The organism is Campylobacter felis (assembly GCF_030250085.1).
Taxonomy (GTDB): domain Bacteria; phylum Campylobacterota; class Campylobacteria; order Campylobacterales; family Campylobacteraceae; genus Campylobacter_D; species Campylobacter_D upsaliensis.
Genome location: NZ_JANURX010000009.1, coordinates 1 through 23,332 on the forward strand (window position 1 = coordinate 1; position 23,332 = coordinate 23,332).

Here is a 23,332-nt window from a genome sequence, read left to right on the forward strand (position 1 = left end):
CCCCCCCGCAAGAATAAAATGTTTTTTCATAACTAAATCCTTTCTAAATAAGATGAAAATAATCGTAATTATAAAGAAAAAATAATGAAAAGTAAAGAGAAATTTGAAAAATCGTTTTTTTTTTTTTGTAAAATATGGAAAAATGGGAGTTTTAAAGGGGTAAATGGAGTAAAAGTTCTTATCATTTTAGGCTTAAGCTATCGTTTTTAATGTGCTATTTGGGTTTGTGGGAGACTAAAAATGACAGGAAAACACAAGAAGGCCGGCTTGATGCGAGTATATACGCAATGGAAACAGGAGCTAAATGGCAAACATAGGTAATGGTGGAGCTTGGTTTGATAATCAAGCAAAAGCTAAAGGCTGGAAAGCAAGTTACAAACATTAAGAGCTGATAAAAAGGGCTAATTCATCGCTTAAGAGAAAATTTGTATTAAAATACCTCCCCTTTTCAAATTGAAGTTTTTTCGCTTTTAAAAGTAAATTTGCTCTTGCTTTTTGAGCGGGGCTTAAATCTTTTTCTTTCACACCTACAACGCTTCTAAGCCCTAAAAATAGCCGTTCTAAATTTAAATCATTGAAACTAAGCTTTTCTATTTTTCTAAAGCAAGGCTCTTTGATGTAAGCTTGCAAATTTTGATGCGTGTAAAATCTTTGATTTTCATAAAATCCCACTCCGCTAAGTCCGGCGGCAAGATAGTTTTTACCTTGCCAGTAAGAAAGATTGTGGCGGCAGGGTTTATTTTTAGAAAAATTGCTAATTTCATATTGTTTAAAGCCTAAATTTTCAATGCCTTTTATGAAAAAACGCATTAAATTTGGTGCATTTTTTTTATAGTGAAAAAGCTTAGAAAACGCCGTATTTTCTTCTATACTGAGATGATAAGCGCTAAGATGATTGATAAAAATTTTGATTTTTTCCAAATAAAAAAGTTCAAATTCAAGCATTTTTTTGGTGTCTAGTTTGGTATCATAAATCAAATCTAAATTTACATTATTAAACCCTGCTTTTTGTGCGCTTTCGAGGCTTTTTAGAATAGCTTTTTGAGAGTGGGAGCGTCCTAAAAATTTGAGTTTTGTTTCATTAAAACTTTGCGCACCAAAAGAAAGGCGGTTAATGCCTAGCTCTTTCATAGCTTTAAGCCAGTTAAAATTGCTTGAATTTGGGTTTGCCTCACAGCTGATTTCGGCTTTTTCTTTCAAAAAAGGCGTTAGGATTTGAAAAAGCTTTTCATAATATTTTGCCTCCACAACGCTTGGCGTTCCTCCCCCTATAAAAAGCGTTTTGATAGAATTTTTAGCTAATTTAAAATAAGAAATTTGATAGTTCAAATCCTTTAGCAAAGCGTTAAAATACGCTTCTTCATAATCTTTTTTCTTTAAAGAGGTAAAAGAACAATAATGACATTTACTTTCGCAAAAAGGAATATGAATATAAAAATGCATTAAAACCTTTAAATTTAATTTTCATTTTCTAATTGTAATTTATTTTTTGTTAAAATTTGGTTTTTTAAGGAAAGTGTGTGCAAAAAACTAAAAAATATCGTCCTAATGTCGCTGCAATTGTCCTTTCTAGTGCTTATCCTTTTGAGTGTAGGCTTTTTGTGGGAAAAAGAAGTGATATGGAGGATATTTGGCAATTTCCGCAAGGTGGCATTGATGAGGGTGAGAACGCAAAAGAGGCTTTATTTAGGGAGCTTAAAGAGGAGATAGGCACGAGGGAGCTTGAGCTTATAGCAGAGTATCCTAAGTGGCTAAGTTACGACTTTCCTAGTAAGGTTGTTTCTAAAATGTATCCTTATGATGGGCAAATTCAAAAATATTTTTTAGTGCGTTTAAAGCCCAATGCTAAGATTGATTTAAATACCAAGCACCCTGAATTTGATGATTATCGTTTTGTGAGTAAAAAGGAGCTTTTTGAGCTGGTTAATCATTTTAAAAAAGGGATTTATGTGAAGGTGATTAAATATTTTGAGGAGAAAGGTTATATCTAATGCTAATAGTTCAAAAATATGGCGGAACGAGCGTTGGGGATTTAGAGCGCATTAGGGCTGTGGCTAGACGCGTAATAGAGAGCGTAAAGGCTGGAAATGAGCTTGTGGTGGTTGTTTCTGCGATGAGTGGGGTTACAAATAGCCTCATTGAACAAGCCGAGCATTTTAGCAAAAATCCCAATGGTGCGGATATGGATATGCTTTTAAGTAGTGGAGAAAGGGTAACTTCAGCACTTTTATCCATAGCTTTAAATGAATTAGGCTATAAGGCTGTGTCTTTTTCTGGTAGAAAGGCGGGTATTATCACAAATAGCGTTTTTACTAAGGCTAGAATTAAGCACATTGATACAAGTGCTATAAAGGTAGCTTTGAAAGAGGGTAAAATCGTCATCATCGCAGGCTTTCAAGGCGTAGATGAAGAGGGAAATGTAACGACTTTGGGGCGTGGAGGAAGCGACTTAAGTGCTGTGGCTGTGGCTGGGGCTTTGGATGCGGATTTATGTGAAATTTATACCGATGTTGATGGGGTTTATACAACGGACCCGCGTATCGAACCTAAGGCTAAGAAGCTTGATAAAATTTCGTATGAAGAGATGTTAGAGCTTGCAAGTTTGGGTGCGAAGGTCTTGCAAAATCGCTCTGTTGAGCTTGCTAAAAAATTAAATGTCAATTTAGTTACAAGAAGTAGTTTTAATAATAATGAGGGAACAATGATAACAAAAGAAGATGGAATGGAACAAGCTTTAGTTAGTGGCATAGCACTAGATAAAAATCAAGCAAGAATCACTTTAAGAAATATCGAGGATAAACCGGGCATTGCGGCTGAGATTTTTTCAAGTCTTGCTAGAGCAAACATTAATGTTGATATGATTATCCAAAATGTCGGCACAAATGGTGCGACAAATTTGGGCTTTACCGTGCCTGAAAATGAGCTTGAGTTAGCTAAAAATACGATGAAAGAGATATTGGGCGATAAGGTTTTACTAGAAAGCGATAATGCTGTGGTTAAAGTTTCTGTCGTGGGTGTGGGTATGAAGTCGCACTCTGGCGTGGCTTCTACGGCGTTTAAGGCTTTAGCAAATGAGGGGATTAATATAGGTATGATTTCTACAAGTGAGATTAAAATTTCAATGATAGTGCATGAAAAATATGGAGAATTAGCCGTTCGTGCTTTGCATGAGGTTTATGGGCTTGATAAATGAGTGATTTTTTAAGCTGGAGTTTAGAAAATATACGAAACGGCGGTGCTTCTATGGCGTGGATGGAGAGTCGCCGTTTGGAGTGGTCGCCTTTGGTCGCTTCAAGACTTAAATATTTGTTGGAGGGTAGGGCTTTTATTTTAATTTGCGATGAGGCAAGAAGCTGGTATGAGAATTATTTTCTTCAGCATATCAATGCAAATTCGGCTCGTCCGTTGCTTCCTTTTTTTTCGCTTAAGTCTTTTTTATTTGAGCGTAAAATTCAAAATAACGAAGATATTATCTTACTCAACGATATGTTAGAAATCGCCTTTCCAAATGGCTTTGTTTATTTTTACATCGGCACGGCAAGGGATAAAAGGTCTCTTATCGCAAGGTCTAAAAATGATAGCCTTTTGTGGCTTTTTGATGAGCAATTACAAAATAGCTTTTATTTAGATTCTAACGATAAAGATTTGGATTTTAAGCTTATCAGTCTTTATAAGCTTTTTGACAAGAGCTTAGATGCGATTTTGTTTTCTAAAGTTAGCCTTTAATGTTTATTAGCAAAATTTTAATTAGCGATGATTTTGAGGGCGTGAGGGAGGAATTGATCGCCGAATTTGGCATTAATACTTTAAGATTTATCCCTAAAAATGTGCCAAATGAATTTTTATTAGAAGATGCAAGAGCGGTGGAAAAAGAAAGCTATATTGCAGAAAGTAGTGAAAAAATCATTGTTTTAATGGCACATTCTTTCCGTCACGAAGCACAAAATTTCTTACTTAAACTTCTTGAAGAACCGCCTAAAAATATTAAATTTTTAATCGTCGTCCCCTCCAAAAATTTGCTTTTGCCCACCATTAAATCACGCCTAATTTGCGAAAAAAGAAAAAAACAAAAGGTGGAGATGAAATTAGATTTAGAGCTTGAGAAGCTTGATTTAAAAATGATTTATGAATTTTTGAAAGAAAACGAAAATTTGGACAAAAATACTTTGGGTGAGTTGATTATAAAACTGAGCCGAGAAAGTCTTAAAGTAAAGGATTTTAGTGAGGAGGAGCTTGAGTTTTTTTATGAGACTTATGAGCTTTCAAAATTAAATTCAAAAGCACAAATTTTACTTGCCACGCTTTTATTAAATTTATACGAAAAGAAGCCAAAATGAACTTTATAAAACTTAACGCAAATAGTGATTTTAATTTACTTTGTGATTTAATTAAGCCACATAAAATGGGGCGTAAGATTATGCAGGAAAAGGCACATTTGCATTTTATTTTTATAGAAAATATTTCATCCCCTGCAGCAAATATTTTAAAGCAAGATGCTCTTAGCATTGGAGCTGAGTTAGTGAGTGATGAGGAGGTCATCACAAAACATAAAAGCTCTAACGCTCTTTTAATTGCCTCAAAGAAGCAAATTTTAAGTTTGATAGACAAGGAAAAGAAGCAAGATTTTAAGCTAAAAAGCTTGGCAAGTTTTTTGCAAAAAGAATTTATAAAGCCCAAAAGTGTGAAATTAATGGCGATTTTAAATATTAACGAAGATAGTTTTAATCCTAAGAGTCGCGTTAGGGAAGAGGATTTTGAGGCAAGATTAAACGAGCTTTTGGATTTAGAGCCTGAATTTATCGATATAGGTGCGGTAAGCTCAAGACCTGGGAGTTTTTATTGCGGTAGAGAAGAGGAATTTTCGCGTCTTAAAAATTGCCTTGATTTAATTTATGCGAAAAATTATCACACAAAGAGTATTTTTAGTTTAGATAGCTTTGATGAATACTGCCTTGAATATGCCTTAAATAAGGGCTTTAGAATGATTAATGACATTATGGGACTTAAAAATGAAAATTTGGCAAAATTAGCGAAAAATTACAATGCGTATTATTGTCTTATGCATATGCAAAACGAACCGCACAATATGCAAGAAAATCCAAATTATGATAATGTGATTTTAGAAATTGAGCGATTTTTTGCAACTAAGCTTGAAATTTTAGAGCATTATGGAGTGAAAAAAAGCATTTTGGATATAGGTTTTGGTTTTGGAAAAAGTGCAAAGCATAATATGATTTTACTCAAAAATTTGGAGCATTTTTTACAATTTAACAAACCTTTGCTTGTGGGTGCAAGTCGTAAAGGCACGATTAATTTTTACTTTAAGAGCGAGGTGCAGCAGCGTTTGGCTGGAAGTTTATTTTTGCATTTAAGGGCTTATGAAAATGGTGCTAGCATTATTAGAACGCACGATTTATACGAGCATAAGCAGCTTTTTGCACTTCAAAAGGCTTACGAGGAGGTGGTGCTGTGAGTGAGTATTTAAAAAAAGTTGCGTTGGCAAATTTATGGATGAGGGCTTATTATGAAGAAGATGAGCCTTTAGCTAGTGATGAGGAATATGACCTTTTAATAAGAGAAATAAGAGCCTTTGAGGAGCAAAATCCAAAATTAATTTCAAAAGACTCCCCCACACAAAAAATCGCCCCCACCATACAAAGTAAATTTAAAAAAAGTAGGCATTTAAGCAAAATGTGGTCTATGGAGGATGTGTTTGATGAAGAGGAGCTTAGGGCGTGGGCGAAAAGGGCTAAGTGCGAAGATGGCTTTTTCATCGAGCCTAAATTTGATGGGGCGAGTTTAAATTTGCTTTATGAAAATGGGACTTTAGTCAGTGCTGCGACTAGAGGGGATGGCGAGGTAGGCGAGGATGTCAGCCTTAATGTGAAAGAGATAGAAAGTATCCCTCAAAATATCCCTTATAAAGGCAAAATCGAAATTCGCGGGGAAGTGGTGATTTTAAAGGAAGATTTTGAAAAGCTAAATGAAAAAAGGGCTAAAGAGGGCTTAAATCTTTTCGCAAATCCTAGAAATGCTGCAAGTGGGAGTTTGAGACAGCTTGATACAGGCATTACTAAGGAAAGAAATTTGAAATTTTATCCTTGGGGTGTGGGGGAAAATTCGCTTCATTTTGAAACACATAGTGAGCTAATGCACTTTGTAAGAGAACTTGGCTTTTTAAAAGATGAATTTGTAAGAGTTTGTAAAAACTTAGATGAGGTTTTGACGCATTATAAGGAGCTTTTATCTTTAAGAGATTTAAAGCCTATGATGATGGATGGTATGGTTGTAAGAGTCGATGATATAGCACTTTGCAAGGAGCTTGGCTACACGATAAAATATCCTAAATTTATGGCAGCTTTTAAATTTCCAGCTCTTGAAAAAAGCACGCGTTTAGTGGGAGTGAGCTTACAAGTGGGGCGTAGCGGGGTGGTAACTCCTGTGGCAGTTTTAGAGCCTGTGAATTTAGACGGGGTCATGGTGAAATCAGCCTCCTTGCATAATTTTGACGAGATAGAAAGGCTTAATTTGCGTCTTAATGACTTTGTAAGCGTTATAAGAAGTGGCGATGTGATCCCTAAAATCACTAAGGTTTTTAAAGATAGAAGGGGGGAAAACGCCCTTAAAATAGAACGCCCTAAGCTTTGTCCAGTGTGCGAAAGTGAGCTTTTAGATGAGGGGGCTTTGATTAAGTGTCAAAATTTAGATTGTAAAGCGAGGCTTGTCAATTCCATTATTTATTTTGTCTCTAAAAAATGTCTTAATATAGACGGACTTGGAGAGAGCATCGTAGAGCTTTTATATGAAAAGCAAAAAATCACTTCCATTGAGAGTATCTTTCGCCTTAAATTTCAAGATTTTGAGGGACTTGAGGGCTTTAAAGAAAAGAAAATCACTAAACTTTTAAATGCCATAGAAAGTGCGAAAATCTGTCCTCTTTATCGCTTCATTACCGCACTTGGCATTGAGCATATAGGCGAGGTAGCGGCGAAAAAATTAGCTTTAAGTTTTGATAAAGAGTGGCACAAAAAAAGTTTTGAAGAGTATAAAAATTTGGAGGGTTTTGGCGAACAAATGGCTTTAAGCTTGGTAGAATTTACAAGGGTTAATCAAGCTAGAATCGAAGCTTTTTATAAGCTTTTAAATTTAGAAAATGAAAAGCAAGAAATATCTACACAAAGCCCATTTTATGAAAAAACCTTTGTTATCACAGGCACACTTTCACGCCCTAGAGACGAATTTAAAGCACTTATAGAAAGGCTTGGAGGCAAGGTAAGCTCCTCTGTGTCAAAAAAAACGGATTTTGTGCTTTTTGGCGAGGAGGCAGGCTCAAAGCTTAAAAAGGCTAAAGAGCTTGGCGTAAAATGTGTTGATGAGTTTGAATTCAATGCTTTGGCTAAGATATGAGATATGATATTTTTGTCGCAAAACGCCTTAAAATCAGTAGAAATAAGGCACTTGAATTAATAGAAAATAAAAAAATCACTTTAAATGGAAATTTTTTAAAACCTTCTTTTGAGCTTGATGAGACAAATGGGGAGCTAAATTTAGAGCTTTTGAGCGAAATTTATGTCAGTCGTGCAGCACTAAAGCTTAAGGGCTTTTTGGCACAATTATCTTTAGGACTTGAGGGCTTAAATTGCCTTGATATAGGCTCTAGCACGGGAGGCTTTGTGCAAGTTTTATTAGAAAAGGGAGTTAAAAATATCGTAGCACTTGATGTAGGTAATAATCAGCTTCATCAAAGCTTAAGGCACGATGCGAGAGTTAAAAGCCTTGAGGGTGTGGATTTAAGGGAATTTAAGAGCGAGGAAAAATTTGATTTAATCACTTGTGATGTGAGCTTTATCTCGCTTTTAAATTTACTCTCTTATATCGATAGCTTGGCTAAGAGGGATATTATCTTGCTTTTTAAACCACAATTTGAAGTAGGAAAGGAAGCAAAACGCGACAAAAAAGGTGTTTTAAAAGATGAAAAAAGTGTGAAAAGAGCAAGGATAAATTTTGAAAAAGCTTGTTTTTCTTATGCTTGGCTTTTGGAAAAATGCGAAATTTCAAGCCTTAAGGGAAAGGAGGGTAATGATGAGTTTTTTTACTATTTTAGAAAAAAATGAGGTCAAAACCCTTGCCATAGGCTGTTTTGATGGGATTCATTTGGGGCATTTAGAACTTATTAAAAGATTAGATTTAAATGGAGCTTTGCTTGTCATTAATAAATTTAAAGGCGAAATTTTAAGCGATTTTAAACAAAAGCAAGAATTAAGCAAAAGGGCTATTTTTACACTTGAATTTGAGAAGATACGCCATTTAAAAGCGCAAGATTTTTTACATTTATTAAGGCAAGAATTTAAATTTTTAGAACATATTGTGGTGGGTTATGACTTTGTTTTTGGGCATAATAAAGAAGCTAAAGCTTTTGATATAGAAAGATTAAGTGGGATTAAAACAAGTATTGTGCCAGAATTTAAACTTGATGGTTTGAGTGTGCATGCGAGTTTGATTAAGGATTTTTTAGCGAGAGGTGAGGTGAAAAAAGCTGAGCGTTTTTTAGGACGCAAATATAACATTAAAGCAAGGGTTATTAGGGGTCAAGGACTTGGTAAAAAAGAGCTTTTTGCTACGCTTAATTTAGAAAATTTAGATTATTTTTTACCCAAAAATGGCGTGTATGCAAGTATGATAAAGATAGGGCAAAAATGCTTCAAAAGCGTGAGTTTTTTGGGTGTGAGAAGCACAGATTTAGCCTTTAGTATAGAAACGCATATTATAGAGGAATTTCAAAAAGAAGTGCGAGTAGGCGAGGAAGTGGAGCTTTTTTTTGTAGAATTTTTAAGAGAAAATGAGAAATTTAGCGATTTAAAAGCTTTAAAAGAAAAAATTAAACAAGATATAGAGCAAGCAAAGGAAATTTTAGGCAATGAAAGATGAACTTTTTAAGCAAAATCCTAAAAAGCAATTTGAATTTGATGCAAGTGTGGCGAGCGTTTTTGACGATATGATAGAGCGTTCTGTGCCTTTTTATAAGGAAAATTTGGAGCTTGGTGTAAAAATTTTAAGCAAATTTTTAAAAAAAGAGGCGAGGCTTTGTGATTTGGGCTGTTCGAGTGCGAATTTTTTACTGAAATTTTTTGAGTTAAGAAAAGATGTAGAGCTAAGTGGCGTAGATAATTCTAAGGCTATGATAGAGCTTGCTAGGCATAAGGCTAAGGCTTTTGGGGCGGCGATAAGATTTTACGAGCAAAGTTTGGATTTGTGGGAATTTGAGGAAAATGATGCCTTTGTGGCAAATTACACATTACAATTTATTAGACCGCCTAAAAGAGAGGATTTGTTGCGTCAAATTTATGCGAATTTAAAAGAAAATGGCGTGTTTTTAATGAGTGAGAAAATCCTTTACGAAGAGCCATTTTTAGCTAAAAATATGATAGAAATTTATGCAGAGTATAAGCAAACGCAGGGTTATTCTCTTTTTGAAATCGCGGCAAAAAGGGAGGCTTTGGAAAATGTGCTTGTGCCTTACACAGAAAAAGAAAATATAGCTCTACTTGAAAAGGTGGGCTTTAAAAGGGCGCAAAGTATCTTTAAATGGGCGAATTTTGAGACTTTTTTAGCTTTCAAATAAGCTTTTATTCCAGCCTTTAATTTCCTCAAGCCACCTTAAATCCAGCCTTTTCTTAGGTAAAATCACCGCATTTTCCTTGTCATTTGTCGCGTGATAAACGCTTACGCCGTATTTGTTGGCGTAAAATTGCATTAAAAGTTTTTGAAGTTTATATTCGCTTGAGTGCTTAAACCAAGCATTGTTTGAAAGAGCGATGATGATTTTTGAGTTTTTATAATTTTGCTCTTTGGTCGCTTCGTAACAAATGGCATTTGTGATTAAGACATCGTTAAGCTTATATTGACTTTGCACGGGACCTCTTGAAAATTCTTCTATGTTAGGTAAAAAGTATTTTTTTACGAAATTTTTAAAAAATGGGATTTCTTCGCCAAAAGGCACGAGAAAATGCTTGTTGAAAACATAGCTTTTGCCTTGCCTAAAGACATAAGTGCTGTTGTAAGTTTTTTCATCTTTAGTGTAAAAAGCCCCTGTTATGATGATGATTTTATGAGAGAGTTCTTTTAAAAATTCTTCGTATTTTGTGCCTTGAAGATTAAATGCAAAGGCTGTTTCTGGTAGGATAACTAATTCTTTTTTTTCCAAAATGGCACGAGAAATTTCACTTAAGAGAGTGTTGGAATTTAAAATAAGCTTTTCTTGTAGAAATTTTTGATCTTGAGAAATGTTTGTGTTAATAAGTTTGTAAGAAAAAGGTAAAGTTGTAGCCGTTTTTTCCTCGTAGTGAAAACCTGTAAAAAATAAAATTAACACAATGGCTATTTTATAATACCTTGAAATATAACCCTCATAAATAAAATAAGCAATTAAAAATAAACAAATAATCCCACGCAAAGAGCTATCAAAAAAGCCATAAGTTGTATAAATTCCCCACTCAAGCCAGTCAAAACCAAGCGGATGGATAAAACAAAGGGAAAAAATCGCACAAAGTCTTAAAAAATCAAATTTAAAAAGAAAACAAATTCTAAAAAGCACCCCATAAACAAGCCCCATTATAAGAGCAATCACAGGCACCAAATAATTTAAATTAAAATAAATCGCCGAAAGTCCTACCCACCAAAACCAAAAAAGCCCCATCAAAAAACCTGTCCAAAAATAGCCCTTTGCACTTTTTGTTCGTAAAAGTAAAATAAGCCCCCAAATAGCTAAAAATGGACTTAAAGTTTCTAAAAAGATATTTTCAAAAAAGGAAAAATAGATAGGATTTGAGAGTAAAAAAGCACAAAAAAAAGTTTTTATTATTTTAAAAATGGTAGAATTAGGGTCAAATTTTTTAGAAAAAGGAAAAAAATATGGCAGAAAATTCAATCTTAACTCCATTATTACCTCTAATCGTTCTTTTTGCGATTTTTTATTTTTTGGTAATAAGACCACAGCAAAAACAAGCAAAAGCACATAAGCAAATGCTTGAGTCTCTACAAAAAGGCGATAAAATCATCACTAATGGAGGACTAATTTGCGAGGTGATAAAACCCGAGGAGGATTTTATCAAAGTTAAGCTTAATGAAGAAAACATTACAGCAAAAATTTCACGAGAATTTGTAGCAAAGAAAATTGATGCGTAATGTGAAAATCACCTATCGTTTAATTGTTTTTATCGCGGTTTTTATTTTTGGTATAGCGTTTTCGCTGCCGTCTTTTTTGCAGTCTGAGCGTGGAGCAAAGATCAATTTAGGTCTTGATTTGCAAGGCGGACTTTATATGCTTTTAGGTGTGGATAATAAAGAGGCGGTAAAATCTAAAATGAAATCAGTCGCCTCTTCGCTTCATTATTCTATTAATAAAGAAAACATACTCATAGACCAGCTCATCGTCAAAGATGAAGGCTTGGAATTTAGCCTCTTAGATGAGGGCGATATGACAAAAATGCAAGCCTTACTTGATGAAATCAAGGGTTTAAATGTCCAAAAAGACAATTTGCATTTTGCGGTGTCTTTTACGCAAGAAGAGCTTAAAAATATCGAAAATTTCGCTCTTTTGCAAGCTGTTGAGACGATTAGAAACCGCCTTGATGAATTTGGCTTGGCTGAGCCTACCGTAGCAAAGCAAGGGGAGGATAAAATTCTCGTTGAGTTAGCTGGGATTAAGACTAAAGAAGATGAGCTTAGGGCTAAGGAGAGGATTACAAAAGCTGCACATTTGCAATTAATGGAGGTTGATGAGTCTAAAATGTCTAAAGCTTCCGCGATGAGTGAAGCAGAAGCCGCTAGTTACGGGCTTGTTGTGATGAGCGATTCGCGTAATGAAAATCTTAAATACACCCTTAAAAATATCCCTATTTTAGACGGCTCTATGCTAACAGACGCTAGGGTGGGTTTTAGTGATACTAGCACCTATCCTGTGATAAATTTCACTTTAAATAGCGAGGGTGCTAAGAAATTTGCAGACTATACGGGGGCAAATGTCGGCAAACGCCTTGCCATAGTGCTTGATAATAAGGTCTATTCCGCTCCGTCCATTAATGAACGCATAGGTGGGGGTAGTGGGCAAATAAGTGGTGCTTTTACTCAAGAAGAAGCTCGCGATGTGGCTGTGGCTTTAAGAAGTGGGGCTTTGCTAGCTCCTGTGAAACTTTTGGAGCAAAGAAGTATAGGTCCATCTTTAGGGGCTGATAGTATTAAAATGAGTATGATAGCTCTCATCGGTGCTTCCGTGTTTATCATCGTTTTTATGATGCTTTATTATGGTGTGGCAGGGGTGTTTGCAAACATTGCTATGCTTGTAAATGTTCTTGTTGTCGTGGCTGTAATGGCGATGTTTGGAGCGACTTTAACCCTGCCCGGTATGGCTGGACTTGTGCTAACTGTGGGTATGGCTGTGGATGCTAATGTGATTATTAATGAACGCATTAGAGAGCTTTTACGCGATGGGGTAAAAATCCGTGCTAGTGTAGAGCAAGGTTATAAAAATGCTATGAGTGCGATTATTGATGCGAATATCACTTCTTTAGTAACTTCTATTGCACTTTATGCTTATGGCACAGGTGCGGTGAAGGGCTTTGCTGTAACGCTTGGTATAGGTATTGTTGTGAGTATGATAACGGCGATTTGGGGAACGCACGGAATGTTTGATTATTTTATGCATAAAATTGAAAAAAGCAATAATACAAGATTTTGGTTTGGCTACAAAAGGAAAATTTAATGCAATTTTTTAGTGAAAAAAAGATTTATGATTTTATGAAAATGCGTTTTGCGGCGATTTCTCTTTCTTTTATTTTATTTTTTGGTTCAATTTATTTGCTTTTTGAAAGGGGTTTGCAATTTGGCATTGATTTTAGTGGAGGGACTTTGGTGCAGCTTCGTTATGAAAATGCCGCTCCTATCCCTCAAATTAGAGAAATTTTAAGTCAAAGCAATCAGTTTCAAAATCTAAGCGTTACGGAATTTGGTAGTGCGGAAGAAATTACTATAAGATTTTTAGGAAGTAATGAAAACTTAGGCGATGATATGGGTGCTTATATCTCTTCTTTATTAAAAAATACGGGAAAATTTGAATTAAGACGCGTTGATGTGGTGGGTCCTAAGGTGGGCGATGAGCTTAGAAATAAGGGCTTAATGGCGATTGCCATTTCTCTTATTGCGATACTTATTTATATCGCTTTTCGTTTTGAGTGGCGTTTTGCCATTGCGGCGATTATTAGCGAGATACACGATGTTGTAATTACGCTTGGGGCGATTTGTTTATTTAAAATCGATGTGAATTTAGACACGCTTGCTGCGATTTTAACTGTGCTTGGTTACTCGCTTAATGATACTATTATCATTTTTGACCGCATTAGAGATGGCATTAAAACAAGTAAGAAAAATGAGCTTGCGCCTATTATTAATGAAAGTGTTTCGGCTACGCTTTCACGCACCATTTTAACTTCTGGACTTACCATAGCTACGGTTGTGATTTTATATTTCTTTGGTGGGTCGATGATAGAGGGCTTTTCTTTAGCCTTGCTTGTGGGCTTAGTGGCTGGGACTTTTAGCTCTGTTTTTGTGGCAAGTCCTACTTTGATGTGGTTTAAATTTAGCGTAGAGCATTTTAAAATGAAAGAATTAGAAAAACTTAAAAGAAAGCAGGAAAAAGAAAAAAACCGTGCTATGTATGAAAAAGGGACGATTTAAGGAGAAAAAATGGCTTATGAAGCAAGTGTGATAGAGCAAAAATGGCAAAAAATTTGGCAAGAAAGTGAAGCTTTTGAGCCAAAGGATGATTTTACTCTGCCTAAAAAATATATACTTTCTATGTTTCCTTATCCAAGTGGGCGTATTCATATGGGGCATGTGAGAAATTATGCCATAGGAGATGCTTTAGCTAGGTATTATAGGAAAATGGGCTTTAATGTCTTGCATCCTATAGGCTTTGATAGCTTTGGTATGCCTGCTGAAAATGCTGCGATTAAGCACAAAATTCACCCTAAAACTTGGACTTATGAAAATATAGCCTATATGAAAAAAGAGCTTTTTTCTTTGGGATTTTCTTTTTCTAAAAAGAGAATTTTGGCTACTTCTGATCCTATTTATACGAAATTTGAGCAAGAATTTTTCATTAAGATGTATGAAAAAGGCTTGATTTATACTAAAGAAGCTAGGGTTAATTGGTGTGAAAATGACCAAACCGTTTTAGCAAATGAGCAGGTTGAAGATGGTAAATGCTGGCGTTGTGGGCATGAAGTTGTGCAAAAGGTAATGCCCGGCTATTATGTTAAAATCACTGCTTATGCGGAGGAGCTTTTAAAAGAGCTTGAAAACTTAAAAGGAAAATGGCCTACGCAAGTTTTAACAATGCAAGAAAATTGGATAGGGCGAAGTGAGGGCTTGGAATTTGCTTTTTGGCTCGATGAAGAAAGTTTTAAAAAGGTTGATGAAGCTAGTTTTGAGGTCTTTACCACAAGGGCTGATACTATTTATGGTGTTTCTTATGTGGCTTTAGCGCCAGAGCATAAAATCGTGCAAAATTTACTTCGCAAAAGGCTTTTAGATGAAAAAACGATTAGTCAAATTCAAAAAATGCAAAATCAAAGCCCAAAAGAAAGGCAAAGTGCTGAAAAAGAGGGGTGCTTTTTAGGAATTTATGCTTTGCATCCTTTAACGAAAGAAAAAATTCCTGTATGGGTGGCAAATTTTGTTTTAGCGGATTATGGAAGTGGAGCTGTAATGGCTGTGCCAGCACATGATGAAAGAGATTTTGACTTTGCTAAAAAGTATGATTTAGCTATCAAACAGGTCATTGAGGCAATGACTTTACCTCATGCTCAAAAAGAGGGAAAACTTTTAGAAAGTGCGGAATTTAGTGGCTTAGATTGTAATGAAGCTAGAGATAAAATCATAGAATTTTTTGAAAAAGAAAAGTTAGGGAAAAGAGTTATTAACTATAAAATTCGCGATTGGGGCGTTTCAAGACAGAGATATTGGGGTGCGCCTGTGCCTATGATAAGGTGTGAAAAGTGTGGCATAGTGCCGCAAAAATTAGAAAATTTACCTATTTTATTACCTGATGATGTAGAAATTACAGGTGAGGGTAATCCTTTAGATAAGCATCCTACTTGGAAAGATTGTGTGTGTCCTAAGTGTGGAGGAAAGGCACAAAAAGAAAGTGATACTTTGGATACTTTTTTTGAAAGCTCTTGGTATTATGCGCGTTTTGCGAGTGATGAGAGGACTTGGCAGGAAGTTGGCATTGATAAAGAAAGTGCAAAATATTGGCTAGGTGTTGATGAATACATTGGTGGGATTGAGCACGCTATTTTGCATTTACTTTACGCGAGATTTTTTCAAAAGGCTTTAAGAGATCTTGGCTATTTGGAGGGCGATGAGCCTTTTACTAGGCTTTTGACTCAGGGCATGGTTTTAAAAAACGGAATGAAGATGAGTAAGTCAAGAGGTAATGTCGTTAATCCCGATGATATTATTAAAAAATATGGTGCAGATACGGCTAGACTTTTCATACTTTTTGCCGCACCGCCTGTAAAAGAGCTTGAGTGGAATGATGATGCTTTAGAGGGTGCGTATCGTTTTATAGTGCGTCTTTATGATAGGGCTTTAAAGCTTGAAAGTGGAGCATTAGAAGAAATTTCACAAGTGGCTTTAAATAAGGAAGAAAAATATGCAAGATTAAAAGTTTATGAAGCTTTGAAAAAATCGCAAGAAGTTTATACTAAAAGTTTTGCTTTTAATACCTTAATCGCTGCTTGTATGGAGGCTTTAAATGCTATTGGAGCTTGTAAAAATCAAGCTTTAGAAAGGGAGGCTTTTTTTATTATCTTAAACATTTTAGAGCCTATTATCCCTCATATTTGCTTTGAATTAAGCGAAAAATTATTTCATTTTGAAAATTTCAAAAAGTTAGAATTAAAATCTGAAGTTTTTGTGAAAGATAGCTTGAATTTAGGTGTAAGCGTTAATGGTAAAAAACGCGCTGAAATCGAAGTTAGTGCTTCTTTAAAACAAGATGAGATTATTCAACTAGCTAAAGAAAAGGTCGCAAAATGGCTTGAGGGAAAAAGTGTGATTAAAGAAATTTATGTGCCAAATTCTCTTGTCAATTTGGTGGTCAAATGAAAATTTTAATTGCATTTATCACCCTTTTTATAGCTGCTTGTGGATATGTGCCGACTTCAAAACTTGCGAATAATATATTTGATGAAAAAGTTTATGTTAATGTTGAGCTTAGTCCTTATGATCCTAAAAATAGCATTTTTGTCGCTGATACCCTAAAGGAAATGGTTATCTCTAAACTTGGTAGAAAATTAGCCCTTAAGCACGAGGCTGATGACATTATTAATGTGGAAATGAATAATTTAGAATTTATCCCACTCATTTATGATAAAAATGGTTATGTGATTAAATATAAAGCTAGACTTAATTTAAATTTTTATGTGCTTTTTAAAGATGGCGGTGAAGAAAATTTTAATACAAGCGGAAGTTATAATTTTGATATTTCGCCCAATAGCATCATAAGTGATACTGCAAGGCAAATGGCTATAAGGGAAGCTTCAAAAGAGGCTTTCGATGAATTTATTTCTGTAATCGCAATTAGGGGTGCTAAAAATAATGATAAATATCAATGAATTAGCCAAAGAGACGCTTATAGCTCTCAAAGAAAGGGGTCTTAAGCCAACCCCTGAAAATTATAGCGAAATTTTCGAAGAGCTTTCTCAAAAAAGAGGCTTTAAAAGTGCAAGTAAGGCAAAGATAGAAAAATATCAAGCCTTGCTTTTGCCGCATTTTCAAAGTGAGTTTATGAAAAAGCCCATTCGCACTTTGGAGGAGTTTATTAGCTTTTTGATTTCTGTATTAAATCGTCAAAGTGGTAAGCAATTTAGCGAATTTTTTGAGCTTTTAAGCACTATCTGTAAAGCTTTGCAGGTGAGTAGAGATAGGAAAATTAAGGATTTAGCAAAAATCACTTCCATAAGAATTTCTAAAACAATGGATAGCGAAAGTATTTATTTGCTTGATAAAAAATGGAAAGAATTGGAGCGCATTTATGAAAATGAAAGCGTGGATAAAGAGCTTCGCTCTTTAAATATTAGTCGTTATGATGATTATGAGCTAATCATTAAAAAGCTTGTTGAAAAGCTAAATCAAAGAACCTTCGAGCGTTTTGCCGAACTTATTGCAATGTGTCTTAGTCCTAGTTTGGTTGAGGATTTAAAAATTCAAGGTTTTAGTGCAAATTTAGGCTCAAATCCTAGCATTTTAAACGAGACAAATTTTAAAAATGAACTCGCAGAATTTGTGAATAGACGCATTGTTGTTGATAATATGTATGTACAAAAAAATCTTAATTTTTTCGATGAAAATCTTAAAAAAATTAATGAGCTTTATCTTCTTTTAAGCAAGCAAAATAAGCAAAATTTAGATTTTGTCGATGGACTTCACCCTGATGAAAAAGGCGAGGTAAAACTTAGCTTTGAAGATTTAAAAGCTAAATTTAGTGAGTTAAATGAAAAAATTTCAAGCCTTAATTCACAAATTCAATTCGCACAAAATTTAGAAGAGAGAGAAAGCTGGAGTGTAGTAAAAGAACTTGAAAAGCTTGATGAAAATTTTATAAAATACAAGGTCAATTACTCTTTAGCACTTTTTAGAATTAGCAATTACCGCTTCATAATGGAAAAGTATGGAATGGGGAATTTAAATGAGATTTTTGTCAGGTTTAAGAAAATTTTAAAAGAAAGTTGTGGGGACTTTGATGAATTATGGATGATGGATGAAAAAAGTTATCTCATCATAGCTCCCGGAAGAGATAAAGCGGAAATTGCAAATTTGGTGGAGCAAAATTTAAAAACTATTGAAAATTTTAGATTTATTTATAAGCAAGATGTAATACGCCCTAAAATTAGCGTTTCTTTTATGGATAAAGCAAGTAAGCCTGAAGCGTGTATTTTGGAAGAATTGTCAAAGCAAATGAACGATGAGCTTGAGTGAATTTCTAGCAAAAAAGGGTGAATTTTATAGTAAAATAGACCCCTTTGTCGCTTTTAGAATTTTGGAAAAATATCAAAAATATTTTAAAATGCCACCCATTATTCACATTGTCGGCACTAATGGCAAGGGTAGCACGGGGCGTTTTTTAGCCCAACTTTTAGAGGCTTTGGGCTATAATGTGGGGCATTATAGTAGTCCGCATATTTTCGAATTTAAAGAAAGATTTTATCTTAATGGCGGTTTGGTTGATGAGGATTTACTCGAAAAAACGCATCAAAAATTAAGTCTTATTTTGCAAGAGGATTTGGAAAAATTAAGTTATTTCGAATACGCCACTTTTTTAGCCGCTTTGCTTTTTGAAAAATGCGATTTTATCATTTTTGAAGCGGGACTTGGTGGAGAGTATGATGCAACTTCTGTTTTTAAGAAGCGTTTAAGTATTTTTACGCAAATTGATTATGACCACGAGCAGTTTTTAGGAAATCGTTTGGAGCAAATTGCAAGAACAAAATTGAAAGTTATGGCAAAAAAAGCCTTAATTAGCACAAATCAAAATGAAAGTGTTCTCAAAATGGCTCAAAAAATCGCCCTTTTAAAAGGAGCTAAATTGTGTGTTTTGAGAGATTTAAGTCCTGATTTGCTGGAAAATTTAGAGCTTTATAAAAATAAGTTTAAATTGCCTCTTTTTTTAGAGAATAATCTTAAACTTGCCTTAAGAGCTTGTGAAATTTTACTTTCAAAATCGCAAACAATCAAAGCTTTAAAAAATTTGGGCAAATTAAATTTAAGAGGGCGTTGCGAAAAAATCAGCGAAAAGCTCTATATCGATGTGGGGCATAATGTCTTAGCAGCTAGAGCTTTGTGTGAATATTTTAAAGGCGAAAAATTGGAAATTGTTTATAATAGCTTTTTAGATAAAAAAATTTTTGAAATTTTAAAAATATTAAAGCCTATCAGTGCTAAAATTATGGTTTTTAAATGTGAAAATGAAGCTAGAGCTTTGGCAAATGAGCAAATTTTTGACCTTTGCGAAAAGCTTAATATAAAATGTGAAGAATTTAAAGAGCTTGATAAAGATAAAAAAACTCTTGTTTTTGGCTCTTTTATCTTAGTGGAAAAATTTTTAAAGGAATATGGTGCTTAAAAATAAATTTACCATTACCATTTCGGATATTAATGGTTCAAGACATTTTTATCTTAATCAAATTATTAAAAAAATTGTCTTATATATCATCGCTTTTGTGTTTTTATTTTTAATCTCTAGCGGTTTTTATATTAAATATTTAGATAGTAAAGTCGATGCGTTAGATGCCAAAAGAGAAGAATTGCTTAAGAAAAGCAAGGAACTTGAAACGCTTAATAAGACAATGCAACAAAGCCTCGATGAAAAAGCTGCACAATATGCCGTTATAGAGGATAAAATCGCTTCTTTTGAAGAGGCTTTAGGGCTTGAAAATGAAAATAATCTTACTATTAGTGCAAGACTTGAAAATCTTAATCTTACAAATGACCAGCAACAAGGTATTTTAAATCAAATTCCAAATGGCTGGCCTATTACTAATAAGGGCGTTACTGGTAAATTTGGCTGGAGAGAGCATCCTATTTTAAAACGCAAGGAATTTCATCCAGGCATTGATCTAGCTGCAAGCATTGGCACGCCTATTTATGCTCCCGCTAGTGGGGTGGTTGAGTTTTCAGGATATAGTAATAATGGCTATGGTTATAATGTCATTTTACTTCATAATTTTGGCTTTAAGAGCGTATATGCCCATATGATGCGTAAAGATGTGGTTAAGGCAGGAGATTTTGTAAATAAGGGGGATTTGATAGGTTATACTGGTAATACGGGGCTTTCGACTGGTCCGCATTTACACTATGAAGTGCGTTTTATCAATAAAACTTTAGAACCTTTATATTTTCTTAATCTCAAAAGAAAAAATATGAACGAATTTTTTAATCAAGAAAGGAGAGTTCCATGGCAATCTTTAATAAAGGCAGTGTCAGCCCAGCAAATCCAAGCTCGGAAACAACAGTAATTTCATCTGGTGCTAAGATTGAGGGTAAGTTTTATTTCGCTTCTATGCTTCATGTTGATGGGGAGTTAAATGGCATTATCCATTCAGAAAGCATAGTTGTCATCGGTAAAAATGGAAATTTAAAAGGCGAATTAAAATCTGATAAAATAGTCGTTAATGGCGTTTTTGAGGGTGAGCTTGAGGCAAATAGCCTTGAAATCTTAGCGGGCGGTTATGTGAGTGGAAATATAGTCATTAAAGAAATTTCCATAGAAAGCGGAGGGCGTTTTAATGGTAGCTCTAAGATTAAGGAAGATGAGCCTGTAAGAATGATAGAAAATACCATTGATTAATGCAAGCGTCTTTTTTTGAATATCTCAAAAAAGGCAATTTTTGCGAGTTGTTGCTCTGTGAAAATGAGAAAGAGGCGGATGCTCTTTCTCAGGTGAGTGCATTTTTTGAGATAAAAACTTTCGTTTTGCCAGATTTTAGGGCGGAATTTGGCGATGACTTACGCGCTTTTTCTAAAGAGCTTTTTGAGCTTTGTAAGGTTTTAAACGCCTATCATAAAGAAAACGCTCAAAAAATTCTCATCTCCCCTCTAGCAAGTGTTCTTAAAAAACTTCCATCAAAAAGGCATTTGCAAGGCTTTATATTGGATAAAACCAAGCCTTTTAATGTGGAGCTTTTAAAAGATGAATTTTTGCGTTTGGGTTATGAATTTGTCGATATGGTGCAAGATAAGGGAGAGCTTTCTTTAAGGGGAGAGGTGCTTGATATTTTTTGTATTAATGAAGAAAATCCTGTGCGAATTTTGTTTTTTGGTGAAGAGATTGAAAGCATTAGATATTTTGATTTAGCCACGCAAAAATCTATCCCAAGTGAGCTTGACAAGCTTGAAATTTGCCCATTTTTGAGCCATTTTTCTAAAAGTGCTTATGAGGAATTTGAAGAAAAGCTAGAAAGCTTTGATAGTGAGGCTTTGATTAAGGATATTAATTCTTTAGGCTTTTGGTGTGTGAATGATTTTGAGGATTATTTAAAGCTTGATTTTAAAAGTATTAAAAAATTTGACGCAAGCTTTGAAAATGTTGATTTTATTAATGCAAGAATTTTACCAGAAGCTAGTGTTTATAGGGACTTGCAAAGTATTTATAATCAAGATTTTTTCGCCTTACATCAAAATAAAAAAATTACCATTTTAGCACAAAATGAAGCCCTTTTTAAGCAGCTTGAGCTTGATATGTCAAATATTATTTTTAAACAAAGCACTTTAAGGCTTAATGTTATTAGTAGTGATGAGATTATACTTTCTTTAAATAAAAAAGATAAAAAAAGGCAAAAACGTAAGGCAAATTTGATTTTAGATGAGCTTAAGGTTGGTGATTTTATCGTGCATGAGGATTATGGGGTGGGGAAATTTTTAGGGCTTGAATTGCTAAATATTTCGGGTGCTAAAAAGGAATTTGTCGCACTTTCATATCAAAATAATGATAAATTACTCTTACCTGTGGAAAATCTTTATATGATTGATAAATATTTGGGCGTTGGGGGTGCCATACCCTTGCTTGATAAACTTGGAAAAAGCACCTTTATTAAGCTAAAAGAAAGGCTTAAAACCAAGCTTTTAGCCCTTGCTTCGCAAATCATTGCTATGGCGGCAAAAAGGGCGCTCATTAAGCCCAAAAAAATAATGATTAACCTAGAAGCACAAGCAAATTTCGTCCAAAGGGCGGGGTTTTCTTACACGGAAGATCAAGTTAAGGCTTGTGAGGATATTTTGGAGGATTTTAAAAGCTCTAGGGTTATGGATAGGCTTTTAAGCGGAGATGTGGGTTTTGGTAAAACAGAAGTGGCGATGAATGCCATTTTTTCTGTGTTAAAAAGTGGCTTTAGTGTCTTTTTTTTCGTGCCAACCACGCTTTTATCGCACCAGCATTATCAAAGTCTTAAAAAGCGTTTTGAGGAATTTGACCTTAAAGTTTTTAAGCTTGATCGCTTTACTAGTGCTAAGGAAAAAAAATATTTGCTTGAAGAGCTTAAAAAAAATACGCCTTGCGTAGTTGTCGGCACACACACGCTTTTAAGCGTTGAGTGTGAAAATGTCGCTTTAGTGATTATCGATGAGGAGCATAAATTCGGCGTTAAGCAAAAAGAAAAACTTAAGGAATTTTCGCAAAATTCCCATCTTCTTTCAATGTCTGCTACGCCTATACCAAGAAGCTTAAATCAAGCTTTAAGCTCCATTAAATCTTATAGCATTTTACAAACCCCTCCAGAAGATAGACTTGATGTAAGAAGTTTTGTAAGAGAAAGCGAGGACGCACTTCTTAAAGAGGCTATTTTAAGAGAGCTTAGAAGGGGTGGGCAAATTTTTTATATTCATAATCATATTGCAAGCATTAAGCAGTGTGAAAAACACCTAAAAAGCCTTTTTAAAGACTTAAGAATTCTCATTTTACATTCTAAAATAGACGCTAAAACCACAGAAGAAGAGATGCTTAAATTTGAAAATAAGGCTTATGATTTACTTTTATGCACTTCGATTGTGGAAAGCGGAATAGACCTGCCCAATGTCAATACTATCATCATTGAAAAAAGTGAGCGTTTTGGAATGGCTGATTTACATCAGCTTAGAGGAAGAGTCGGCAGAAGTAATAAGCAGGGTTATTGTTATTTTTTAGTGGAGGATAAGGCAAATTTGAGCGAGGCGGCGTTAAAAAGGCTTGTTTCTTTGGAGAGTAATTCTTTTCTTGGGGCGGGTTCTTTACTGGCTTATCACGACCTTGAGATAAGAGGGGGTGGGAATTTGCTAGGGCTTGACCAAAGCGGACATATAGAGCAAATTGGTTATAGCCTTTATCTTAAAATGCTTGAAGATGAGTTAAATGCCTTAAGTAAAAATGAAAGCGTGAGTGAAAATAAGCTTGAATTAAAGCTTAATATCAACGCCTTTTTAAATCCTGAGCTTATTAACGAAGATAGCTTAAGGCTAGAACTTTATCGCCGCCTTAGCAAGTGCGAGGATAGCTCTAGGCTTTATGAGATTGAAGCGGAGATTGAGGATAGATTTGGCAAACTTGATGTTTATACGAAGCAATTTTTAGCACTCATTCGCATTAAAATTCTAGCCAGTGGGAAATTTAAGGCAATTAGCAATTATATGCAAAATATCCAGCTTATTAAAATAAATGATGAAAAAGAAATCATCAAGGCTAAAAGCAAAGATGAAGATGATATTTTAGAGGCTATTTTGGTATATTTAAGAAAGTCTTAAT

At 34.6% G+C, this 23,332-nt stretch carries 21 protein-coding genes; 19 read left to right on the forward strand and 2 right to left on the reverse strand.

The window, feature by feature from the left end; all coding sequences use genetic code 11:
- Positions 1-381: 381 nt before the first annotated feature.
- A complete protein-coding gene (gene hemW, locus NYG92_RS05870) occupies positions 382-1,443 on the reverse strand; it encodes a radical SAM family heme chaperone HemW (protein ID WP_289233804.1) in 1,062 nt (353 codons plus the stop codon).
- Positions 1,444-1,520: 77 nt separating this feature from the next.
- Between hemW and NYG92_RS05875 the strand changes: the two genes are divergently transcribed.
- From NYG92_RS05875 to cmoA, 9 genes are read left to right on the forward strand one after another with little or no spacing between them, the layout of a single operon-like run.
- Entirely contained in the window at positions 1,521-1,991 is a 471-nt protein-coding gene (locus NYG92_RS05875) for an RNA pyrophosphohydrolase (protein WP_289233805.1), read from the forward strand.
- The gene (locus NYG92_RS05880) at positions 1,991-3,193 is read left to right on the forward strand and encodes an aspartate kinase (protein ID WP_289233806.1); all 1,203 of its coding nucleotides are present in this window, start codon (positions 1,991-1,993) and stop codon (positions 3,191-3,193) included. Before NYG92_RS05875 ends, NYG92_RS05880 begins: the two co-directional genes overlap by 1 nt.
- Positions 3,190-3,726 (forward strand): HobA family DNA replication regulator, encoded by a 537-nt coding sequence (locus NYG92_RS05885; RefSeq protein ID WP_289233807.1) that lies wholly within the window; start codon positions 3,190-3,192, stop codon positions 3,724-3,726. The genes NYG92_RS05880 and NYG92_RS05885 overlap by 4 nt, the downstream gene beginning before the upstream one ends.
- Positions 3,726-4,337 carry a DNA polymerase III subunit delta' gene (locus NYG92_RS05890; RefSeq protein ID WP_289233808.1) on the forward strand — a complete coding sequence of 204 codons (612 nt, stop codon included), beginning with the start codon at positions 3,726-3,728 and terminating at the stop codon, positions 4,335-4,337. Before NYG92_RS05885 ends, NYG92_RS05890 begins: the two co-directional genes overlap by 1 nt.
- Positions 4,334-5,473 carry a dihydropteroate synthase gene (gene folP, locus NYG92_RS05895; protein ID WP_289233809.1) on the forward strand — a complete coding sequence of 380 codons (1,140 nt, stop codon included), beginning with the start codon at positions 4,334-4,336 and terminating at the stop codon, positions 5,471-5,473. The genes NYG92_RS05890 and folP overlap by 4 nt, the downstream gene beginning before the upstream one ends.
- Positions 5,470-7,407 carry an NAD-dependent DNA ligase LigA gene (gene ligA / locus NYG92_RS05900; protein ID WP_289233810.1) on the forward strand — a complete coding sequence of 646 codons (1,938 nt, stop codon included), beginning with the start codon at positions 5,470-5,472 and terminating at the stop codon, positions 7,405-7,407. Before folP ends, ligA begins: the two co-directional genes overlap by 4 nt.
- Positions 7,404-8,114 (forward strand): 23S rRNA (cytidine-2'-O)-methyltransferase TlyA, encoded by a 711-nt coding sequence (tlyA, locus tag NYG92_RS05905; RefSeq protein WP_289233811.1) that lies wholly within the window; start codon positions 7,404-7,406, stop codon positions 8,112-8,114. The genes ligA and tlyA overlap by 4 nt, the downstream gene beginning before the upstream one ends.
- Positions 8,083-8,928 carry a bifunctional riboflavin kinase/FAD synthetase gene (locus NYG92_RS05910; protein WP_289233844.1) on the forward strand — a complete coding sequence of 282 codons (846 nt, stop codon included), beginning with the start codon at positions 8,083-8,085 and terminating at the stop codon, positions 8,926-8,928. Before tlyA ends, NYG92_RS05910 begins: the two co-directional genes overlap by 32 nt.
- Complete coding sequence (gene cmoA / locus NYG92_RS05915; protein WP_289233812.1) at positions 8,918-9,622, forward strand: carboxy-S-adenosyl-L-methionine synthase CmoA; 705 nt, start codon at positions 8,918-8,920, stop codon at positions 9,620-9,622. The genes NYG92_RS05910 and cmoA overlap by 11 nt, the downstream gene beginning before the upstream one ends.
- Here cmoA and NYG92_RS05920 read toward each other — a convergent pair.
- The gene (locus NYG92_RS05920) at positions 9,608-10,939 is read right to left on the reverse strand and encodes an apolipoprotein N-acyltransferase (RefSeq protein WP_289233813.1); all 1,332 of its coding nucleotides are present in this window, start codon (positions 10,937-10,939) and stop codon (positions 9,608-9,610) included. The two genes, cmoA and NYG92_RS05920, sit on opposite strands and share 15 nt — an antisense overlap.
- Between NYG92_RS05920 and yajC the strand changes: the two genes are divergently transcribed.
- The 10 genes from yajC to mfd are packed head-to-tail and all read left to right on the forward strand — an operon-like array spanning position 10,912 to position 23,331.
- The gene (yajC, locus tag NYG92_RS05925; RefSeq protein ID WP_289233814.1) at positions 10,912-11,184 is read left to right on the forward strand and encodes a preprotein translocase subunit YajC; all 273 of its coding nucleotides are present in this window, start codon (positions 10,912-10,914) and stop codon (positions 11,182-11,184) included. The two genes, NYG92_RS05920 and yajC, sit on opposite strands and share 28 nt — an antisense overlap.
- Positions 11,177-12,760 carry a protein translocase subunit SecD gene (secD, locus tag NYG92_RS05930; RefSeq protein ID WP_289233815.1) on the forward strand — a complete coding sequence of 528 codons (1,584 nt, stop codon included), beginning with the start codon at positions 11,177-11,179 and terminating at the stop codon, positions 12,758-12,760. Before yajC ends, secD begins: the two co-directional genes overlap by 8 nt.
- Positions 12,760-13,731, forward strand: coding sequence for a protein translocase subunit SecF (secF, locus tag NYG92_RS05935; RefSeq protein WP_289233816.1), 972 nt, complete (start codon positions 12,760-12,762; stop codon positions 13,729-13,731). Before secD ends, secF begins: the two co-directional genes overlap by 1 nt.
- A 9-nt stretch (positions 13,732-13,740) precedes the next feature.
- Positions 13,741-16,167, forward strand: coding sequence for a leucine--tRNA ligase (gene leuS, locus NYG92_RS05940; RefSeq protein ID WP_289233817.1), 2,427 nt, complete (start codon positions 13,741-13,743; stop codon positions 16,165-16,167).
- Positions 16,164-16,676 carry an LPS assembly lipoprotein LptE gene (lptE, locus tag NYG92_RS05945; protein WP_289233818.1) on the forward strand — a complete coding sequence of 171 codons (513 nt, stop codon included), beginning with the start codon at positions 16,164-16,166 and terminating at the stop codon, positions 16,674-16,676. The genes leuS and lptE overlap by 4 nt, the downstream gene beginning before the upstream one ends.
- On the forward strand, positions 16,657-18,039 hold the full coding sequence (locus tag NYG92_RS05950) for a hypothetical protein (RefSeq protein WP_289233845.1): 1,383 nt from the start codon (positions 16,657-16,659) through the stop codon (positions 18,037-18,039). Before lptE ends, NYG92_RS05950 begins: the two co-directional genes overlap by 20 nt.
- Complete coding sequence (locus tag NYG92_RS05955; RefSeq protein ID WP_270982775.1) at positions 18,026-19,183, forward strand: Mur ligase family protein; 1,158 nt, start codon at positions 18,026-18,028, stop codon at positions 19,181-19,183. The genes NYG92_RS05950 and NYG92_RS05955 overlap by 14 nt, the downstream gene beginning before the upstream one ends.
- The gene (pgp4, locus tag NYG92_RS05960) at positions 19,176-20,075 is read left to right on the forward strand and encodes a peptidoglycan metallopeptidase Pgp4 (RefSeq protein ID WP_289233819.1); all 900 of its coding nucleotides are present in this window, start codon (positions 19,176-19,178) and stop codon (positions 20,073-20,075) included. Before NYG92_RS05955 ends, pgp4 begins: the two co-directional genes overlap by 8 nt.
- Complete coding sequence (locus NYG92_RS05965) at positions 20,015-20,407, forward strand: bactofilin family protein (protein WP_082200229.1); 393 nt, start codon at positions 20,015-20,017, stop codon at positions 20,405-20,407. The genes pgp4 and NYG92_RS05965 overlap by 61 nt, the downstream gene beginning before the upstream one ends.
- On the forward strand, positions 20,407-23,331 hold the full coding sequence (gene mfd / locus NYG92_RS05970) for a transcription-repair coupling factor (RefSeq protein ID WP_289233820.1): 2,925 nt from the start codon (positions 20,407-20,409) through the stop codon (positions 23,329-23,331). Before NYG92_RS05965 ends, mfd begins: the two co-directional genes overlap by 1 nt.
- Position 23,332: the final 1 nt, after the last annotated feature.

Coding starts and splice junctions, on each gene's coding strand:
- secF (WP_289233816.1), top strand. CDS start 12,760: ATGCAATTTTTTAGTGAAAAAAAGATTTATGATTTTATGAAAATGCGT.
- NYG92_RS05965 (WP_082200229.1), top strand. CDS start 20,015: ATGGCAATCTTTAATAAAGGCAGTGTCAGCCCAGCAAATCCAAGCTCG.
- leuS (WP_289233817.1), top strand. CDS start 13,741: ATGGCTTATGAAGCAAGTGTGATAGAGCAAAAATGGCAAAAAATTTGG.
- NYG92_RS05880 (WP_289233806.1), top strand. CDS start 1,991: ATGCTAATAGTTCAAAAATATGGCGGAACGAGCGTTGGGGATTTAGAG.
- cmoA (WP_289233812.1), top strand. CDS start 8,918: ATGAAAGATGAACTTTTTAAGCAAAATCCTAAAAAGCAATTTGAATTT.
- secD (WP_289233815.1), top strand. CDS start 11,177: ATGCGTAATGTGAAAATCACCTATCGTTTAATTGTTTTTATCGCGGTT.
- yajC (WP_289233814.1), top strand. CDS start 10,912: ATGGCAGAAAATTCAATCTTAACTCCATTATTACCTCTAATCGTTCTT.
- NYG92_RS05910 (WP_289233844.1), top strand. CDS start 8,083: ATGAGTTTTTTTACTATTTTAGAAAAAAATGAGGTCAAAACCCTTGCC.
- NYG92_RS05920 (WP_289233813.1), bottom strand. CDS start 10,939: ATGGAGTTAAGATTGAATTTTCTGCCATATTTTTTTCCTTTTTCTAAA.
- NYG92_RS05890 (WP_289233808.1), top strand. CDS start 3,726: ATGTTTATTAGCAAAATTTTAATTAGCGATGATTTTGAGGGCGTGAGG.
- hemW (WP_289233804.1), bottom strand. CDS start 1,443: ATGCATTTTTATATTCATATTCCTTTTTGCGAAAGTAAATGTCATTAT.
- folP (WP_289233809.1), top strand. CDS start 4,334: ATGAACTTTATAAAACTTAACGCAAATAGTGATTTTAATTTACTTTGT.
- lptE (WP_289233818.1), top strand. CDS start 16,164: ATGAAAATTTTAATTGCATTTATCACCCTTTTTATAGCTGCTTGTGGA.
- tlyA (WP_289233811.1), top strand. CDS start 7,404: ATGAGATATGATATTTTTGTCGCAAAACGCCTTAAAATCAGTAGAAAT.
- NYG92_RS05955 (WP_270982775.1), top strand. CDS start 18,026: ATGAGCTTGAGTGAATTTCTAGCAAAAAAGGGTGAATTTTATAGTAAA.
- NYG92_RS05885 (WP_289233807.1), top strand. CDS start 3,190: ATGAGTGATTTTTTAAGCTGGAGTTTAGAAAATATACGAAACGGCGGT.
- mfd (WP_289233820.1), top strand. CDS start 20,407: ATGCAAGCGTCTTTTTTTGAATATCTCAAAAAAGGCAATTTTTGCGAG.